Raw genomic sequence first — 19,000 nt, forward strand, 5'->3', positions numbered from 1 at the left:
CGAAATCAGCGCGGCAGGGTATTCCCGCAGTTTTCGATGAGATTCCGGTGAGAACCCGCTGCGGGCGCCTCCGCCGGCCTCGCGGCGGGCCCTACAGCGGGGTCACGTACGCCCCGGAGATGCCGCCGTCCACCAGGAACTCGCTCGCCGTGACGAACGAGGAGTCGTCGCTCGCCAGGAAGGCCACCGCGGCGGCGATCTCCTCGGCCCTGGCGAACCGGCCGAGCGGGATGTGCACCAGCCGGCGGGCGGCCCGCTCCGGGTCCGCGGCGAACAGTTCGCGCAGCAGCGGGGTGTCCACCGGCCCGGGCGAGAGCGCGTTGACCCGGATCCCCTCCCGGGCGAACTGCACGCCCAGCTCGCGCGACATCGCCAGCACCCCGCCCTTGGAGGCGGTGTACGAGATCTGCGAGGTGGCCGCGCCCATCCTGGCCACGAAGCTGGCGGTGTTGATGATCGAGCCCCGCCCGTGCCGGCGCATGTACGGCAGCGCGGCCTTGCAGCACAGGTAGACCGAGGTCAGGTTGACCTCCTGGACCCTGCGCCAGGCGTCCAGTCCGGTGGTCAGGATCGAGTCGTCCTCGGGCGGTGAGATGCCCGCGTTGTTGAAGGCGACGTCCACGCTGCCGAAGGTCTCGTACGCCTCGTCGAACAGCGCCTCGACCATGTAAGGGTCGGTGACGTCGGTGTGCACGAACAGCCCGCCGACCTCCTTGGCGGCGGCCTTCCCGGTCTCCTCGTCCAGGTCGGCGCAGACCACCTTCGCCCCCTCCGAGGCGAGCCTGCGGGCCGAGGCCAGGCCGATCCCGCTGCCCGCGCCGGTGACCACGGCGGTGCGGCCGACCAGGCGGCGGCAGACGATGCCGTCCTGCGCGGCGTGCTTCTCGCTCATCGGGCTGTCACTCCTCGCTGTGGATGAAGACGTTCTTGGTCTCGGTGAAGTGGCGCAGCGCGTCCGGGCCCAGCTCGCGGCCCACCCCGGACTCGCCGAAGCCGCCGAAGGGCGTCCAGTAGCGCACCGAGGAGTGCGAGTTGACCGACAGGTTGCCCGCCCGGACGCCCCGGGCCAGGCGCAGCGCGCGGCCGACGTCCCTGGTCCAGATCGAGCCGGACAGGCCGTAGCGGGTGGCGTTGGCCAGCCGCAGCGCGTCGGCCTCGTCGGTGAACGGCAGGACGGCGGCGACCGGGCCGAAGATCTCCTCGGCGACGGCCGGGACCTGCGGGTCCTCGGGGGCGATCACCGTGGGCGGGTACCAGTAGCCGGGCCCGTCCGGGACCTCGCCGCGGGCCAGCACCGGCAGTTCGGGGGTGAGGTAGGAGGCCACCCGGCGGACCTGGGCGGCCGAGATCAGCGGGCCGAGCTGGGTGTCCGGGTCGGTCGGGTCGCCGGTGCGCAGGGCCTCGACGGCGGGCAGCAGCAGGGCGAGGAAGTCCTCGTACACCTCGCGCTGGACCAGGATCCGGCTGCGGGCGCAGCAGTCCTGGCCGCTGTTGTCGGCGAAGGACATCGGGTCGGCGGCGCGGGCCAGGTCGGCGTCGGCGAAGACGATGTTGGGGCTCTTGCCGCCGAGTTCCAGGGTGACCCGCTTGGCGCGGGCGGCGCAGCGGGCGGCGACCTCCTTGCCGACCACGGTCGAGCCGGTGAAGACGATCTTGCGGACGGCCGGGTGGTCCACCAGGGCCCGTCCGGTGGTGGCGCCCGCGCCCGGGACGACCTGGAACAGGCCCTCGGGCAGGCCGGCGGCGAGGGCGAGTTCGGCCAGCCGCAGGGCGGTCAGCGGGGTCGCCTCGGCGGGCTTGAGCAGGACGGCGTTGCCGGCCGCGAGGGCGGGGGCGAAGCCCCAGGCGGCGATCGGCATCGGGAAGTTCCACGGCGCGATCACCCCGACCACGCCGATCGGCTCGTGGCAGGTGACGTCCAGGCCGCCGGCCACCGGGATCTGCCGGCCGGTGAGCCGCTCCACTCCCCCGGCCGCGTACTCCAGCAGGTCCCGGACGTTGCCGGCCTCCCAGCGGGCGTTGGCCACGGTGTGGCCGGCCTCGCCCACCTCCAGGGCGGCCAGTTCGGGGACGTGCACCTCGACCTGGTCGGCGAACCGGCGCAGCAGCCGGGCGCGTTCGCCGGGGGCGAGCGCGGCCCAGCCGGTCTGGGCCTTCAGCGCCTGCTGGACGGCCGTGGCCAGCTGGTCGGGGGCGGTGTCGGGGACGGTGGCGATCACCTCGCCGGTGGCGGGGTTGCGGACGGTGCTCGCGGGGACGGCGCTCGCGGCGCCCTCGGGCGCGGTGCTCGCGGTCGGCTCGGTCATGGCTCACGTCCGTCGGTCATGCGTCACATCCGTTCGAAGGATCGGTAGCGCTCCCAGTCGGTGACCGCCCCGTCGTAGGCGGCCTGTTCGACCCTGGCCATGTTCAGGTAGTGCTCGACCACGTCGTCGCCGAAGGCCTCGCGGGCCAGTTCGCTGTCCTCCCAGAGCACGGCCGCCTCGCGCAGCGACCCGGGCACCCGCGCGTACTCGTCGACCGCGTAGGCGTTGCCGAGGCAGGGCGCGGGCAGTTCCAGCTTGCGCTGCAGCCCGTGCAGGCCGGCCGCGATCATCCCGGCCACCGCGAGGTACGGGTTGACGTCACCGCCCGGCACCCGGTTCTCCATCCGCAGGCCGGGGCCGTGGCCGACCACCCGGTAGGCGCAGGTGCGGTTGTCCCGGCCCCAGGCGACGGCGGTCGGGGCGAAGGAGCCTGGGCGGTAGCGCTTGTAGGAGTTGATGTTCGGCGCGTACAGCACGCTGAACTCGCGCAGCGCGAGCAGCTGGCCGGCCAGGAAGTGCCGCATGGTGTCGGTCATCCGGCCGTCCCGGTCGGCGAAGGCGGGGGCGCCGACGGCGTCGCGCAGCGAGAGGTGGATGTGGCAGCTGTTGCCCTCGCGCTCGTCGTACTTGGCCATGAAGGTGAGGGCGCAGCCGAGTTGGGCGGCGATCTCCTTCGCGCCGGTCTTGTAGACGCTGTGCTGGTCGCAGGTGGTGAGGGCGTCGGTGTAGCGGAAGGCGATCTCGTGCTGGCCGAGGTTGCACTCGCCCTTGGCGGACTCCACCACCAGGCCGGCGCCGGCCATCTCGGTGCGGATCCGGGACAGCAGCGGTTCGACCCTGGCCGTGCCCAGCATCGAGTAGTCCACGTTGTAGAGGTTCGCCGGGGTCAGGCCGCGGTAGCCGCCCAGCCAGGCCTGCTCGTAGGTGTCGCGGAAGACCAGGAACTCCAGTTCGGTGCCGATGTCGGCGGCCAGGCCGTTCTCGGCGAGCCGGGCGATCTGGCGGCGCAGCAGCTGGCGCGGGGCGGCGTCCACCGGGTGGCCGCCGTGCCGGGCGAGGTCGGCGGTGACCTGGGCGGTGCCGGGCTGCCAGGGGGTCAGCCGCAGGGTGCCGAGGTCGGGGCGCATGGCGAGGTCGCCGTAGCCGGTGGCCCAGGAGGAGAAGGCGTAGCCGTCCACGGTGTTCAGGTCGACGTCGACGGCGAGCAGGTAGTCGCAGGCCTCGGCGCCGTGCTCGGCGACCTCGTCGAGGAAGAACCGGGCGGCGAAGCGCTTGCCCTGGAGACGGCCCTGCATGTCGGTGAAGGCGAGCGCGACGGTGTGCACCTCACCGGCGTCGACCAGGGTGCGCAACCCGTCCAGACTCAGCGGAGGCCGGGGCGGCGAACCCGCTGCTGCCTTCCGGGACGCGGCGTTCTCGGGCACGGCGGAACCCTCCTCCTCGATCACTCTTCGAGATCAAGCGGTCACAGCGAACCGTACGGCCTGCGACTCGCGGGGCGGAAGAGGGCGGGCGGGTATGGCGCGCCGACGCGCGTGGCTGACGGTTGATCAGGTGGTTCGGGGGGAGAATGCGCGCCATGGATCGCAGGCCTTTGATCGGCGTCAGCACCTACCTGGTGGACGCGAGTTGGAGCGACTGGCGGGGCCGCCGGGTGGCCCTGCTGCCCGAGCGGTACACGGCGCAGGTCCGGGACTCCGGCGGGATCGCGGTGCTGCTGCCGCCGGACGCCCCCGAGCGCGCGCCCGAGGTGCTGGCCCGGCTGGACGCCCTGGTGATCGCGGGCGGTCCCGACCTCGACCCGGCGTACTACGGGGAGCCTGCCCATCCGGCGGCCGAGCTGGACTCCCCCGAGCGGGACGCCTGGGAGGTCGCGCTGCTGCGGGCGGCGCTGACGACGGGGATGCCGCTGCTGGCGGTCTGCCGGGGGATGCAGATCCTGAACGTGGTGTGCGGCGGGACGCTGGTGCAGCACCTGCCGGACGTGGTGCCGGTGGACGTGCACGGCGGATCGCCCGGGTGCTACGGCTCGCACCCGGTACGGCCGGTGCCGGGGACGCTGCTGGGCGGGCTGCTGCCGGAGCACGAGCTGGAGGTGCCGACCTTCCACCACCAGGCCGTCGGCCGGGTGGGGGCGGGCCTGCGGGTGAGCGCCCACGCGCCGGACGGGACGGTGGAGGCGGTGGAGGGCCCCGGCTTCGCGCTCGGGGTGCAGTGGCACCCGGAGCAGGGGGACGACCTGCGGCTGATGCGGGCGCTGGTCCGGGCGGCCACCGCGGCGGCGCTCGAAGCACTGGCGCTGGGATAGCTCAACTGGGCGCGGGGGCACGGGAGTTCGGCCCGCCGGGCGGCTGCGGGCTGCATCGGGTACGGCCGTCCGAACGGGAACGACAACGGTCACCAGTACAACCTTTGGATCTTTGTCGATTCTGCGGTTCACTTCGGTTGCGGGCCGGTCGTTACGCGCCCCCTTTCCCACCCGTGCGCCCAGAGAGGACTTCCATGGCCGGGCACGAGCAATCGCACGACGATCATGAGCATGACCACAAGCACTCGCACGGGTCCGGCGGACACGGCGGGCACGGGCACGGCGGCCACTCGCACGGGGTCTCCGCCGACGCGGACCGCCGCTGGCTGCTCAGCGCCCTCGCCCTGATCGTCGTCTTCATGGCCGGCGAGGTCGTGGTCGGCTTCGCCGCGCAGTCCCTGGCACTGATCTCGGACGCGGCGCACATGCTCACCGACGCCGCCTCGATCGTGCTCGCCCTGATCGCCATGCGGCTCGCCGCCCGCCCGGCCAGGGGCGGCTACACCTACGGCCTCAAGCGCGCCGAGATCCTCTCCGCGCAGGCCAACGGGGTGACCCTGCTGGTGCTGTCCGCCTGGCTGGGCTACGAGGCGATCACCCGGCTGTTCGAGCCGCCGGAGGTCACCGGCTCGCTGGTGCTGGTCACCGCGCTGATCGGGATCGTGGTCAACCTCGCGGCCACCTGGTGCATGTCCAAGGCCAACCGCAGCTCGCTGAACGTCGAGGGCGCGTTCCAGCACGTGCTGACCGACCTGTACGCCTTCATCGCCACCGCCGTCGCCGGCCTGGTCGTGGTGACCACCGGCTTCGCCCGGGCCGACGCGATCGCCTCGCTGATCGTCGTCGCGCTGATGCTCAAGGCCGGCATCGCGCTGGTCCGGGACTCCGGGCGGATCTTCCTGGAGGCCGCCCCGGCCGGGATCGACCCGGACGCGGTGGCCGACCGGATGGTCACCGAGCCGCTGGTCGAGGAGATCCACGACCTGCACATCTGGGAGATCACCTCGGGCCAGCCCGCCCTGTCCGCGCACATCCTGGTCACCCCCGGCGGCGACTGCCACGCGGTCCGGCGCCGGCTCCAGGGGCGGCTGGCCGGCGAGTACGGGATCACCCACAGCACGCTCCAGGTCGACCACGTCGGCGAGGACGAGGCGGGCGCGCTGCTCCAGATCGCCGGCCCCGGCGATCCCGCCGTCGACGCCGAGCACTGCGCCGACGCCCACGGCCCGGTCCACCGCGCCGGACCGCACGAGCACTGAAGTCGCCCTCCTGTCGTCGCGGTGCGGCATGATCTGTGACGTGACCGCACCGCGACTGATGCTGCTCGACTCCGCCAGCCTGTACTTCCGGGCCTACTTCGGCGTACCGGACACCCTGCGCTCGCCGCAGGGTGAGCCGGTCAACGCCGTCCGCGGGCTGCTGGACTTCATCGCCCGGCTGGTCCACGACCACCGCCCCGAGGAGCTCGTCGCCTGCATGGACGCCGACTGGCGCCCGCAGTGGCGGGTGGACCTGGTGCCCTCGTACAAGACCCACCGGGTCGCCGAGGCGGCCGAGGACGGCGAGGAGGAGGTGCCCGACACGCTCGCCCCGCAGGTCCCGGTGATCGAGCAGGTGCTGGACGCGCTCGGCATCGCCCGGGTCGGCTCCCCCGGCTACGAGGCGGACGACGTGATCGGCACCCTCACCGCCCGCGCCACCGGGCCGGTGCAGATCGTCACCGGCGACCGCGACCTCTTCCAGCTCGTCGACGACGACCGCGGGATCACCGTGCTCTACCCGGTCAAGGGCATGGGCAACCTCCAGGTCACCGACGACGCGCTGCTGCTGGAGAAGTACGGCGTGCGCGGCGACCGGTACGCCGACATGGCCGCCCTGCGCGGGGACCCGTCGGACGGCCTGCCCGGGGTCAAGGGCATCGGCGAGAAGACCGCCGCCCAGCTGATCAACGAGTACGGCGACCTCGCGGCGATCCGTGCCGCCGCCCTCGACCCCGGCTCCAGGCTCACCCCGGCCCGCCGCCGCAACATCGTCGAAGGCGCCGCCTACCTGGACGTCGCCCCCACGGTCGTCCGGGTCGCCGACGACGCCCCGCTGCCCGCCTTCGACCCGGCCCTGCCGACCGAGCCGCTCGACCCGATGACCCTGGAGCACCTCGCCACCCGCTGGGGCCTCGGCACCTCCCTGGACCGCCTCCTGGAGGCCCTCGCCGCACGCTGAGCCGCCGCACGCCGAAGGGGCCCCGCACATTCGATACGAATGTGCGGGGCCCCTTCGTGCTGCCGATGCGCCACCAGAAGTCCGCTACCGCCGACGTTTTCCGTCCGATCATCGGACAGGACCATGAACCTATCCGCTGCGGCACCCGGGCGCTAAGCTGCGGAATCCCGGGCCACCCCTCACCCGGATCCAGCCGGCCACGGTGTTCCCCCGTCCTCCTCGGAGCCGGGGAACCTGAAAGGATCTGAAGGAGGGGCGGATGGCGTCGCATCTCGCACAGGTGGTGCGGACGGGCAGACGCGGGGCCGCGGAGTTCTCCCGCGGCTACCGGCGGGTGGCCCCCGGAGTCCTGCGGGCCAGCGTCGGGGTGGTGTACCTCTGGTTCGGGGTGCTCAAGTTCCTCCCGGGAGCCAGCCCCGCCGAGGACCTCGCCACCCGCTGCATGAGCCTGCTGACCTTCGACCTGGTGCCGCCCGGCGTCTCACGGCCGCTGCTGGCCCTCATGGAGGTCGCCATCGGGGCCGGGCTGGTCACCGGGCTGCTGCTCCGCGTCGTCCTGGCGGTGTTCTTCGTGCACATGGCCGGCGTCTTCGCGACGCTCGTCCTGCTGCCGGACGACGTGTGGGTGCACGGCGTCCCGCCCGTCCCGACGCTGGAGGGGCAGTACATCCTCAAGAACGTCGTGCTGATCGCGGCCTGCCTGACCGTCGCCACCCGCCGGGAGGACCGTCCCGCACCCGACGCCGCCCCCGAAGCCGCCCCCGCCTTCGGCCACCTCACCGACGCCGGGCCCCTGGTCGAACACCGGTCGCTCACGAGCTGACCCCTCATCAGTGCGGCATGGAGATTGTGGTTGGTGCCCTCGCTCGGATCGAGCGAGGGCACCAACGCCGGATATGGATGTCTCGTTCGCCCCGGGAAGTCTGCTGGGCCGACTTCCCGCGCAACACCGTGAAGGCCAAAGCGGCGAGGTGAAGCCGAAGCCGCACAGGGGGGTGGGGGGTAGCCAAGAAGCCGCCGGGGCCATGAGGCACCGGCGGCTTCGGCCGGCTTGTCACCGGGCATGCGAAAGGGCCCGCGCGCTCGGGTGAGCGGGCGGGCCCCTGCGGGTGTACGGGCTCAGCCCACGGAGGAGTAGGCGATGATGCCGCGGCGGAGGCCGTCGACGGCCTTGCGGGCGGTCCTGCGAAGCTCCACGTCCTCGCCGGCGGCGTCCTGGATCTGGCCCAGGACGTCGATCAGCTGCTTCGTCCAGCGGACGAAGTCGCCGGCCGGCATCTCGGCGTCGCGCAGCACCTGGTCGAGGTTGTGGCCGAGCGCCCAGCGGTAGGCGACCCAGGCGAAGCCCAGGTCGGGCTCGCGCTGGCCGACGCCCTCGGCGGTGTTGATCCGGTGCTGCTCCTCCAGGGCGTCCAGGTGGCCCCAGATCCGGACCATCTTGCCGAGTGCCTCCTTGGCCGCGCCCTCCGGCACCCGGGGGGCGCCGGCGTCGTCGGACTGGCGCGCCTCGTACACCAGCGCCGAGGCGCAGGCGGCGAGTTCGGCGGCGGCCAGGCCGCTCCAGACGCCCTCGCGGATGCACTCGGAGGCGAGCAGGTCGAGTTCGCCGTAGAGCCGGCCGAGCCGTTTGCCGTCGTCGGTGACGGTGTCGCCGCTCAGGTAGCCGAGGTCGGTGAGCAGCCCGCAGACCCGGTCGAAGGTGCGGGCGATGGTGTGGGTGCGCGAGCGCATCCGGCGTTCCAGCAGTTCGGTGTCGCGGTGCAGCCGGTGGTAGCGCTCGGCCCAGCGGGCGTGGTCCTCGCGGTCGGAGCAGCCGTGGCAGGGGTGCTGGCGCAGTTCGGTGCGCAGCCGGGTGATCTCCGGGTCGTCGGCGGCGGCCGCACGGCCGCGCCGGAACCGCTCGGGCTCCAGGTGGCCGGCCTTGGTGCGCAGTGCCGAGGCGAGGTCGCGCCTGGACTGCGGGCTGCGCGGGTTGAAGGACTTGGGGATGCGCAGGCGCTCGATCGCGACGACCGGGTGCGGGAAGTCGATCATGGCGAGCCGCTTGACCTGCCGCTCGGCGGTGAGCACCACCGGGCGCGGGCCGTCCTGGAAGTCGGGATGGCGCGGGCCGCCCCGGCCGGAGCGGTTGACCGGCGGCAGGCCAGGGTCGAGGACCAGGGCGAGGCCGGCGAACTTGCCGGTGGGCACGTGGATGACGTCGCCCGGCTTGAGCTGCTCGATCGACTCGGCGGCGGCCGAGCGGCGCTGGCTGCTGCCCTCGCGGGCCAGCTCGTTCTCCCGGTCCTTGAGCTTGCGGCGCAGCTCCATGTACGCGTCGAAGTCGCCGAGGTGGCAGGTCATCGACTCGCGGTAGCCGTCCAGGCCCTCCTCGTTGCGCTGCACCTGGCGGGCGATGCCGACCACCGAGCGGTCCGCCTGGAACTGGGCGAAGGAGGTCTCCAGCAGTTCGCGCGAGCGGTGCCGGCCGAACTGGGAGACCAGGTTGACGGCCATGTTGTAGGAGGGCCGGAACGAGGACTTCAGCGGGTAGGTGCGGGTGCCGGCCAGGCCGGCCAGCGCCTCCGGGTCGAGGCCGCGCTGCCAGAGCACCACGGCGTGGCCCTCGACGTCGATGCCGCGCCGCCCGGCCCGGCCGGTGAGCTGGGTGTACTCGCCGGGGGTGATGTCGGCGTGGGTCTCGCCGTTCCACTTGACCAGCTTCTCCATGACCACCGAGCGGGCGGGCATGTTGATGCCGAGCGCCAGGGTCTCGGTCGCGAAGACGGCCTTGACCAGGCCCTTCACGAAGAGCTCCTCGACCACCTCCTTGAACCTGGGCAGCATCCCTGCGTGGTGGGCGGCGATGCCGCGCTCCAGCCCGTCCAGCCACTCGAAGTAGCCGAGGACGTGCAGGTCCTCGTCGGGGATGTCGGCGCAGCGCTCCTCGACGATGGCCCGGACCCGGGCGCGGTCGGAGTCCTTGTTGAGCCGCAGGCCGGAGCTGAGGCACTGCTGGACGGCGGCCTCGCACCCGGCCCGGCTGAAGATGAAGGTGATCGCGGGCAGCAGGCCCTCGGCGTCGAGCCGGTCGATGACGTCCACCCGGCCCGGCGTCCAGACCCGGCCGGGACGGCCGTTGGGCATCGAGCGGCCCCGGCCGCGGGTGAAGCGGTCGCGCGGGTTGCGGTCGATCTCGGAGCGGGCGAGCCTGACCAGCTCGGGGTTGACGGCCTTGCCGGGGTTCTTGAGGCTGTGCTTGGGGCGGCCGTCCCGGTCGGGGTCGGCGAACAGGTCGTACATCCGGTTGCCGGCCATCACGTGCTGCCACAGCGGCACGGGGCGGGTCTCGGAGACGATCACCTTGGTGCCGCCGCGCACGGTGTCCAGCCAGTCACCGAACTCCTCGGCGTTGGAGACGGTCGCGGAGAGCGAGACGAGGGTGACCGACTCGGGGAGGTGGATGATGACCTCCTCCCAGACGGCGCCGCGGAGGCGGTCGGCGAGGTAGTGCACCTCGTCCATCACGACGTAGCCGAGGCCGTCGAGGGTGCTGGAGCCCGCGTAGAGCATGTTGCGCAGCACCTCGGTGGTCATGACCACCACGGGTGCGTCGCCGTTGACGGTGTTGTCACCGGTGAGCAGGCCGACCTTGGCCGCGCCGTAGCGCTTGACCAGGTCGCCGTACTTCTGGTTGGAGAGCGCCTTGATCGGCGTGGTGTAGAAGCACTTGCGACCGGCGGCCAGGGCCAGGTGCACGGCGAACTCGCCGACGATGGTCTTCCCCGAGCCGGTGGGGGCGGCGACCAGGACGCCGGATCCGGCCTCCAGCGTCTCGCAGGCCTCCAGCTGGAAGTCGTCCAGCGGGAAGTCGTACAGCTGCTGGAAGCCGTACAGGGCGGTGGCCTGCTCCTGGGCCCGGCGACGACTGGCCGCGTACGCCTCGGCGGGGCCGAGCTCCTGGTCGTCCTGGGGCTCTGGATCGGGGGTGTTCATCGCCGTCCGGGTGTGGTTGGTGTGATCTCGCATCTCAGCGAGAGGTTACCCGGGAGGACCGACATCGATAGCACCGTTTTTCCGTGCGACGGGATCACTCCCCGCTGTCACACCCGAGACCACTCCTCTCTCAGATCCATGGTGGCCGATGTCCTCAAGTGATCGGAACGGGGCAGGGTTCGAACGTCTCCGGTCATCCCCGGTGGAATCCGCCGGTGCTCCCTACCGTCGTCACGGTCACGGAACAGCCACCGACACGCGGGAGGACAGCCACGATGGCGAACCTGGAGACGTCCCTCAAGGAGGCCATGGCGATCGAGGGCGCCATCGGCGTCGCCCTGGTCGACTACGGCAGCGGCATGGCGCTCGGCAGCCTCGGGGACGGCGGCGAGCTGGACCTCAACGTCGCCGCGGCCGGGAACACCGACGTGGTCCGCGCCAAGATGCGCGCGCTGGAGGCGCTCAACCTCCTCGACAACGAGATCGAGGACATGCTGATCACGCTGACCCACCAGTACCACATGGTCCGGCCGATCACGACGCCCGGCGGCCGCGGGCTGTTCCTCTACCTGGCGCTCAACCGCGGCCGCTCCAACCTGGCGATGGCCAGGCACCACCTCAAGCGGATCGAACTCGCTCTGGAGATCTGACCCCGACGCGCCCTTCGCTGCCGGTGCGGCTACCCCTTCAGCAGCTCCGCCAGGCCGTCCGCCAGCCGCTCGTACTCCGCCGCCCGGTTGTACAGCTGGGCGCTGACCCGCAGCACCCCGCCGCCGGCCCACGGACGGACGGCGATCCGGGTGCCGAGCCGGTGCCACACCTCGGCCATCAGCGCCTTCACCTGCGGCTCGGTCTCGCCGTACCCGGCGGGCAGCCGGACGGTGCTCATCCACACCCCGGGCGTCCCGGGCAGCGGCGCCAGGCCGGTCCGCTCGGCCAGCACCCGGCGGCCGTACCCGGCCAGCGCGGTGTTGTGGGCCGCCACCTCCGCGTGGCCGAGTCCGCGCAGCAGCCCGAAGCCGGCCGGGGCGGCCAGCCAGGGCGTGTAGTCGCAGGTGCCGCGCCACTCGACGTTGCCGGGGAAGCCCTTGTCGTGCTCCCAGGACAGCGCCAGCGGGCGCACCCGGGCGGTCCACTCGGGACGGACGGCGAGCACGCCGGTGGCGCGCGGGGCGAAGGCCCACTTGTGCAGGTTGCCGAACCAGAAGTCGGCGTTCGGGTCGATCGGAGCGGGCAGCATGCCGGGCGCGTGGGCGCCGTCCACCACGGTGGTCACGCCGCGGGCGCGCAGGTCGGCGAGCAGGGCCCGGCCGGCCACCAGGCGGGCGGTGGGCGAGGTGAGCTGGTCCAGGATCGCGACGGTGGTCCGCCCGTCCACGGCGTCCAGCACCGCCTCCCGGACGGCCTGCTCGTCCGGCGCCTCCAGCGGCACCCTGGCCACCACGACCTCGGCGCCGGTCTCGGCGGCCTTGCGGACGGCGGCCTGGGTCACCGCGCCGTAGCCGTGGTCGGTGACCAGGATCCGGTCGCCGGGTGCGAACGGGATGCTGTCCAGGGCGATCGCGACCGCCTCGGTGACGTTGGCGACCAGCGCGAGCCGCTCCGGGTCGGTGTCCAGCTCGGCGGCGAGCAGGGCCCGGGCGGCGGCGATCCGGGCCGGCAGGTCGGCGAAGAAGCCGTCCGGGTCCTGCTCGTGCTCGATCCGCAGCCGCTCCTGCGCCCGCTGCACCGGTATGGGCACGGCCCCGAACGAGCCGTGGTTCAGGTGCGCGGTCCGCGGCGACACGCTGAACAGCCCGTCGGCGGCGGGCAGCGGTGCCGGGGGCTGGGCGGTCCGCAGGTCGTCGGTCACGGTTTCCTCCGCTGGCTGACACTCACACTAGTGTGTGACATTTCACATGACAGACTACTGGTCGGAACGCGCACCGCGCGACCACCATCAGGCCGTGACCATCACCGACGCCTTCCTTGCCCTCAGCGCCCGTACCGGTCGGTTCACCTTCGGCGCACCGCGTGCGTGCACCTTCGCCGAGGACGGTACCCGGCTGCTGCTGCTCCGATCGGCCGGTCCCGAGGACCCGGTCGACCGCCTCCACCTGCTCGACACCGCCACCGGCGACGAGCGCCTGGTCGCGGATCCGGCCGCGCTGCTGCCCGGCCGCACCGGCCGGCGCGACGACCTGCCCGCCGTCGAGCGCCGGCTGCGCGAGCGCATCCGGCTGGTCGCCGCCGGGATCGGCACGTACGCCGCCACCGCCGACCTCGCCACCGCCGTCTTCACCCTGGACGGCCGGCTGTTCCGCACCGACACCACCACCGGCAACAGCGACGAACTCCCGGTCGCCGGGCCCGCGTTCGACCCCCGGCCGGACGCCACCGGGCAGCGCGTCGCCTACGTCGCCGAGGACGCCCTGTACGTCACCCCCGGCCTCGAACCGCTCTCCCCCGCCGACGGCGCCCGCTGGGGCGTCGCCGAGTTCGCCGCCGCCGAGGAGCTGGGCCGCGCCCGCGGCCACTGGTGGCGCCCGGACGGCGGCGCGCTGCTGGCCGCCCGGGTGGACGAATCCGCCGTCCCCCGACGGTACTTCGCCGACCCGGCCCACCCCGGCGAGGCGCCCGAGGACTTCGCCTACCCGCAGGCCGGCGGCCCCAACGCGGACGTCCAGCTCTGGGTGCTCGGCCTCGACGGCGGCCGGGTCCCGCTGCGCTGGGACCGCGAGGAGTTCCCGTACGTCTGCGCCGCCTCCTGGGCCTCCACCGAGGAGGTGCTGCTCACCGTCGCCGACCGCCTCCAGCAGAACGTGCTGCTGCTGAGCGCCGACCCGGCCACCGGCGTGACCACCGAACTCTCCCGCACCACCGACGAGTTCTGGGTGGACGACCTGCCCGGCACTCCCGACCGGCTGGCCGACGGCCGACTGCTCACCGTCCTCGACACCCCGCAGGCCCGCGGCCTCGCGCTGGACGGCAAGCCGCTGGACACCACCGGGCTCCAGATCCGCCGGGTGGTCGGCACCCTGCACGGCCGGCTGCTCTGCGAGACCGGCGAGGGCGACCCGTTCCACCAGTACGTCCACCTGGTCGACCCGGACGGCGGCGCGCCCGAGCGGCTCACCGCCGGCCCCGGCCTGCACACGGCCCTCGCCGCCGCCGACACCCTGCTGCTGACCTCGGCCACCGCCGACGGCGTCCGGCGCGTCATCAGCCGCGACGGCCACGAGATTCCGCTCACCGACCTCAGCGCCATGCTGCCCCACCGGGTGGAGCCGCGGCTCGCCCGGGTCACCGAGCGCGCCCTGCCCACCGCCGTGGTGTACCCGCGCGACCACGTCCCCGGCCGGCGGCTGCCCGTCCTGCTGGACGTCTACGGCGGTCCCGGCTACCAGGCGGTGGCCGCCGAGCCGCGCCGCTGGCAGCTCAAGCAGTGGTGGGCCGACCAGGGCTTCGCGGTGGTCACCACCGACAACGGCGGCACCCCGTTCGTCTCCCCCGACTTCAGCCGCACCATCTTCCGCCGCTTCTCCCAGGTGGCGCTGGACGACCAGGTCGACGCCCTGCACGCGCTCGCGGCCGCCCACCCGGACCTCGACCTCGGCCGGGTCGGCGTGCGCGGCTGGTCGTACGGCGGCTACTTCGCGGCGCTCGCCGTGCTGCGCCGCCCCGACGTCTTCCACGCCGCCTGCGCGGGCGCCCCGCCCACCGACTTCCGGCTCTACGACACCGCGTACACCGAGCGCTACCTCGGCCTGCCGCAGGACAACCCGGAGGGCTACGCCGACGACTGCCTGCTCACCGACGCGCCCGGCCTGAGCAGGCCGCTGCTGCTGATCCACGGGCTGGCCGACGACAACGTCCACCCCTCGCACACCCTGCTGCTCTCCCAGGCGCTCGTCAGGGCGGGACGCCCGCACACCGTGCTGCCGCTGCCCGGAGTGACCCACATGACCCCGGGCGGGCTGGGCGAGCAGCTGGCCCAGGCCGAACTCGCCTTCCTGCGCGCCTCGTTGGGATGACCCGTTGCACCATCCGGGCCGGAATCCGGCACTCCACACGATCGCCGGTCCGGCAGCGGGCGTCGCACCTCCGGGTGCGGCGCCCGTTCGCTTGTTTCACACCTCTTCCACGTAACCCGTGACATGTGAAATATTACCTGCGCTTCACCTTACCGATGTCGAAGCACCCCCATCTTCCGGAAAGGACCGGTCAGTTGCGCAGACTGTCCGCGGCCCTCGCCGCCGCGCTCACCACCGGCGCGATAGCGGCCACCTTGCTGGGCACCCCCGCCCAGGCCGCTCCCCCGATCTCCCTCACCGCCGCCGCGGCCTCCGACGCCCCGGAGGGCGCCGAGGCCCCGCCCGCCCCGATGGCCCCGCAGGAGCGCGAACGCCAGGCGCTGCGCGGCAAGGCCCTGGAACAGCTCAACAAGGGCGCCCTCGACCAGGGCGCCGCCGCCAAGGCCGCCGGCAAGCGGGCCCCGGCGAAGGTGAGGATCGGCAACGACTACGTCCAGCTCGCGCACCAGCGCACGGACAAGGTCTTCGTGATCCTCGCCCAGTTCGGCGACGAGGTCGACAACACCACCCAGTGGAACGGCCAGCCCCGCTACGGCGGCACCCCCGGACCGCTCCACAACCAGATCCCCAAGCCCGGCAAGGACGACAACCACACCCTGTGGTCGCAGAACTTCGACCGCGCCTACTACCAGAAGATGTTCTTCGACGACACGCCCGGTGCCGTGTCCATGCGCAACTACTACCGCACCCAGTCCTCCGGCCGCTACGACGTCCAGGGCACCGTCAGCGACTGGGTCACCGTCCCGCACAACGAGGCCCGCTACGGCAGCAACAAGGGCCCGCAGGGCTCCGGCGCCTGGACCCAGGGCCAGGAGTTCATCCGGGACGCCGTCAAGGCCTGGTACGACGGCGAGGTCGCCAAGGGCCGCCCGGCCGCCGACATCAAGGCGCAGCTCGCCCAGTACGACGTCTACGACCGCTACGACCACGACAAGGACGGCGAGTTCGCACAGCCGGACGGCTACCTGGACAACGTCGTCGTGGTGCACGCGGGCGTCGACGAGACCTGGGGCGGCGGCGCCCAGGGCGCCGACGCGCTGTGGGCGCACCGCAGTTGGACCTTCCCGGACGCGACCGGGCAGACCGGCCCGGAGGGCAACAAGATCGGCGGCGCCCCGGTCGGCGACACCGGCCTGTACGTCTACGACTACGTCCAGGGGGGTGAGAACAGCGGCGTCGGCCTGTTCGCCCACGAGTTCGGCCACAACCTCGGCCTGCCCGACCTGTACTCCACCAGCGGCGGTGACAACAGCGTCAACTTCTGGTCGCTGATGTCCTCCGGCTCGTACCTGGGCAAGGGCCCGAACACCACCGGCGGCTACCCCGGCGACCTCGACGCCTGGAGCAAGCTCCAGTTCGGCTGGCTCGACTACGACGAGGCCCAGGCCGCCACCCGCTCCACCCACGCCCTCGGGGTGAGCAGCTACAACACCGACCAGGCGCAGGCCGTCCTGGTCCACCTGCCGGACGGCACCACCCGCACCGACCTCGCCGACCCGTACGAGGGCGGCAGGCAGTGGTGGAGCGACACCGGCGACAACCTCGACAACTCGCTGGCCCGGGACGTCGACCTGCGCACCGCCGCGGGACCGGCCGCCCTGGACGCGGCGGTCTGGTACGACACCGAGCAGGACTACGACTTCCTCACCGTCGAGGCCTCCACCGACGAGGGCAAGCACTGGACCGCCCTCGGCGGCACCGTGGACGGCGCCCCGATCGGCAACACCAGCGCCAACACCCCCGGGCTGAGCGGCAGTTCCGGCAGCCACAAGCAGCTGCACATCCCGCTGGACGGCTACCTCGGCCGGCAGGTCCGGCTGCGCTTCCACGTCACCTCGGACAGCAACACCCACGGCAGGGGCGTGCTGGTGGACGCCGTGAAGGCCACCGCCGGCGGCGCCGAGCTGTTCGCCGACGGCGCCGAGAACGGCACCGGCGGCTGGACGGCCAGCGGCTTCACGGTCATCACCGGCCGCACCGCCGTCAAGCAGCACCCGCGGGCGTACCTCGCCGAGAACCGCCGCTACACCGGCTACGGGTCGTTCCTGAAGACCGGCCCGTACAACTTCGGCTACAGCGGCGTCGCGGGCAAGGCCAACGTGGTGGACAACTACCCGTACCAGGAGGGCGTCCTGATCTGGCTGTGGGACACCTCGTACGGTGACAACAACACCAAGGACCACCCCGGCGGCGGGCTGATCCTGCCGGTCGACGCCCGCCCGGCGCCGATCCGCTTCGCCGACGGCACGCTGGTCAACGGGCGGGCGCAGACCTACGACGCGACCTTCTCGCTCAAGCCGACCACGCCGTTCACCCTGCACAAGGGCGGCACCGCGGTGCGCATCCCGGCCAAGCCGGCCGTCCCGGTGTTCAACGACCACACCGGGGTGTACGGCGACGCGGCCACGCCGCAGCTGACGGTGAAGGTGCCGGACACCAACACGAAGATCGAGGTCGTCCGGGAGTCCCAGGGCGGGAAGATCACCACCGTCCGGGTGGGCCCGGCCTCCTGACCCGGAGACCCCCTGACCCGGAGCCTCCCGGCCCGGCGAACGCGCGAAGGGCCCCGGATCCCCCCGACGAAAAGGGATCCGGGGCCTGCTCGTGTACCCGGGCGCCTCAGCGCCCCAGGCTGCGCGCGGTGCGCGCGGCGGTGGCCACCCCCAGGACGGTGATCGCGGCGATCCCGAAGGTCATGTACCGGGCCGCGTCGACCGGGCTGTCCCCGCCCAGGTTGACCAGGGTGCCGGCCAGCGCCGAGGTCACCGAGAAGGCGATCAGCTGGGTGGTGTTGATCGCCGCGGCCGCCTTGCCGCCCTCGGCCGGGTCGCTGCTGCTGCGCATCGCGGCCACGCTCAGGTGCGGGAAGGCCAGCCCGATCCCGGTGCCGGCGGCGAACAGCGCCACCGCCCAGAGCACCACCCGCGGCCCGGAGGCGTGCCCGGTCTGGGTCAGCCCGTACACCAGCAGGCCGCCGACCAGCACCAGCGGGGCGGCGCGGACCGCCAGGGCCCGGCCGCGGGCCGACTCGATCCCGACGCTGAACAGCTGGGCGGTGGTCCAGCCGGCCGAGATCGCGGCGCCGAGGAACCCGGCCACCAGCGGGCCGAGGCCGCCCAGCCGCTGGCCGAACAGCGGGATGAAGTTCTCCGCCACCACGCCCGCGCAGAGCACCGCGACGGTCAGGTAGAGCCACTTCAGCGGATTGCCCGGCCGGTAGGTCTGCTGCGGCAGCACCGTCGCCGCCGCGCGCCGCTCGACCGCCGCGAAGCCGGCCAGCAGCGCCGCCCCGGCGAGCAGGCAGAGCGCCGTCGGCCGGCCGCCCGGCACGGTCGAGCTGACGCTGAAGGCGGCCGCCGCCAGGGTGAGCAGCAGCAGCGAGGGCAGCGGCACCGGGCCGCTTCCGTGCCCGGCGCCGGAGCGCCCGGGCAGCACCCGGCGGGCCAGGACGGCCAGCACCAGCGCGGCGGCCAGCAGCAGGACGTACGCCCAGCGCCAGGCGCCGAGCTGGGCGAACAGCCCGCCCAGCGACGGCCCGACCAGGGTGCCGACGCCCCACATCGCGGAGACCAGCCCGGCCGCCCTGGTCCACAGCCGCTCCGGCAGCGCGCTGCGGATCACGGCGTAGCCGAGCCCGGCCACCAGCCCGCCGCCGAGGCCCTGCACCACCCGGCCGAGGATCAGCGCCGCCATCGACGGGCTGAGCGCGTTGACCACCGCGCCGACGCCGAAGACCAGGAAGCCCAGCACGTAGGCCCGGGCGGCGCCGAGGCGGTCCAGCAGCCGGCTGACCAGCATCGAGGCGATGACGGCGGCCATCAGGAAGCCGGTGGCCACCCACGCGTAGTACCGCCCGCCGCCGATGTCGCCCACGATCGAGGGCATCAGCGCGGCGGTGAAGTAGAGGTTCATCGCGTACAGCGCGACGCCGCCGGCCAGGATCGAGGCGGCGGCGGCGTACCGGCGGGAGAAGAGTTCGCGCCACCCGCCGGAGGCCCCGGCGGACGGCGGCTCCGACGGGCAACCATCCCGCTCGGCAGCGGTGGTGTGGTTCTGGACGGCGGGTGATTCGGTCACGTCCGGTACGCTAGGACTTCAACAGAACTTGAAGTCAAGGA

Annotated in this window: 13 protein-coding genes; 7 read left to right on the forward strand and 6 right to left on the reverse strand. The window is 73.1% G+C overall.

Features of this window, described 5'->3' with window-relative positions:
* Window positions 1-91: 91 nt before the first annotated feature.
* The 3 genes from ACIQOW_RS22490 to ACIQOW_RS22500 are packed head-to-tail and all read right to left on the reverse strand — an operon-like array spanning window position 92 to window position 3,673.
* A complete protein-coding gene (locus ACIQOW_RS22490) occupies window positions 92-892 on the reverse strand; it encodes a 3-oxoacyl-ACP reductase (protein WP_401087593.1) in 801 nt (266 codons plus the stop codon).
* A gap of 7 nt (window positions 893-899) precedes the next feature.
* Window positions 900-2,306 carry an aldehyde dehydrogenase family protein gene (locus ACIQOW_RS22495; RefSeq protein ID WP_401087594.1) on the reverse strand — a complete coding sequence of 469 codons (1,407 nt, stop codon included), beginning with the start codon at window positions 2,304-2,306 and terminating at the stop codon, window positions 900-902.
* Between the two features lie 23 nt (window positions 2,307-2,329).
* Window positions 2,330-3,673 (reverse strand): glutamine synthetase family protein, encoded by a 1,344-nt coding sequence (locus tag ACIQOW_RS22500; protein WP_401087748.1) that lies wholly within the window; start codon window positions 3,671-3,673, stop codon window positions 2,330-2,332.
* Window positions 3,674-3,885: 212 nt separating this feature from the next.
* Between ACIQOW_RS22500 and ACIQOW_RS22505 the strand changes: the two genes are divergently transcribed.
* The 4 genes from ACIQOW_RS22505 (at window position 3,886) to ACIQOW_RS22520 (ending at window position 7,657) form a co-directional block, all read left to right on the forward strand.
* A complete protein-coding gene (locus ACIQOW_RS22505) occupies window positions 3,886-4,614 on the forward strand; it encodes a gamma-glutamyl-gamma-aminobutyrate hydrolase family protein (RefSeq protein WP_401087596.1) in 729 nt (242 codons plus the stop codon).
* Window positions 4,615-4,808: 194 nt separating this feature from the next.
* Window positions 4,809-5,873 (forward strand): cation diffusion facilitator family transporter, encoded by a 1,065-nt coding sequence (locus ACIQOW_RS22510; protein WP_401087598.1) that lies wholly within the window; start codon window positions 4,809-4,811, stop codon window positions 5,871-5,873.
* A gap of 58 nt (window positions 5,874-5,931) precedes the next feature.
* Window positions 5,932-6,834 (forward strand): 5'-3' exonuclease H3TH domain-containing protein, encoded by a 903-nt coding sequence (locus tag ACIQOW_RS22515; RefSeq protein ID WP_401087750.1) that lies wholly within the window; start codon window positions 5,932-5,934, stop codon window positions 6,832-6,834.
* A gap of 259 nt (window positions 6,835-7,093) precedes the next feature.
* Entirely contained in the window at window positions 7,094-7,657 is a 564-nt protein-coding gene (locus ACIQOW_RS22520) for a DoxX family protein (protein WP_401087600.1), read from the forward strand.
* 296 nt (window positions 7,658-7,953) lie between these two features.
* Here ACIQOW_RS22520 and ACIQOW_RS22525 read toward each other — a convergent pair whose 3' ends face one another.
* A complete protein-coding gene (locus tag ACIQOW_RS22525; protein WP_401087751.1) occupies window positions 7,954-10,809 on the reverse strand; it encodes a DEAD/DEAH box helicase in 2,856 nt (951 codons plus the stop codon).
* Between the two features lie 275 nt (window positions 10,810-11,084).
* Between ACIQOW_RS22525 and ACIQOW_RS22530 the strand changes: the two genes are divergently transcribed.
* Window positions 11,085-11,459 (forward strand): hypothetical protein, encoded by a 375-nt coding sequence (locus ACIQOW_RS22530; RefSeq protein WP_401087602.1) that lies wholly within the window; start codon window positions 11,085-11,087, stop codon window positions 11,457-11,459.
* 29 nt (window positions 11,460-11,488) lie between these two features.
* On the opposite strand, the gene ACIQOW_RS22535 is transcribed toward ACIQOW_RS22530, so the two are convergent.
* A complete protein-coding gene (locus tag ACIQOW_RS22535; RefSeq protein WP_401087604.1) occupies window positions 11,489-12,661 on the reverse strand; it encodes an aminotransferase class V-fold PLP-dependent enzyme in 1,173 nt (390 codons plus the stop codon).
* 94 nt (window positions 12,662-12,755) lie between these two features.
* Between ACIQOW_RS22535 and ACIQOW_RS22540 the strand changes: the two genes are divergently transcribed.
* The gene (locus ACIQOW_RS22540; protein WP_401087606.1) at window positions 12,756-14,822 is read left to right on the forward strand and encodes a prolyl oligopeptidase family serine peptidase; all 2,067 of its coding nucleotides are present in this window, start codon (window positions 12,756-12,758) and stop codon (window positions 14,820-14,822) included.
* A 194-nt stretch (window positions 14,823-15,016) separates the two neighbouring features.
* Window positions 15,017-17,395, forward strand: a complete 2,379-nt coding sequence (locus ACIQOW_RS22545) for an immune inhibitor A domain-containing protein (RefSeq protein WP_401087608.1) — start codon at window positions 15,017-15,019, stop codon at window positions 17,393-17,395.
* Between the two features lie 106 nt (window positions 17,396-17,501).
* Here ACIQOW_RS22545 and ACIQOW_RS22550 read toward each other — a convergent pair whose 3' ends face one another.
* The gene (locus ACIQOW_RS22550) at window positions 17,502-18,959 is read right to left on the reverse strand and encodes an MFS transporter (RefSeq protein ID WP_401087610.1); all 1,458 of its coding nucleotides are present in this window, start codon (window positions 18,957-18,959) and stop codon (window positions 17,502-17,504) included.
* Window positions 18,960-19,000: the final 41 nt, after the last annotated feature.

The organism is Kitasatospora sp. NPDC091335, assembly GCF_044757205.1.
Taxonomy (GTDB): Bacteria; Actinomycetota; Actinomycetes; order Streptomycetales; family Streptomycetaceae; genus Kitasatospora.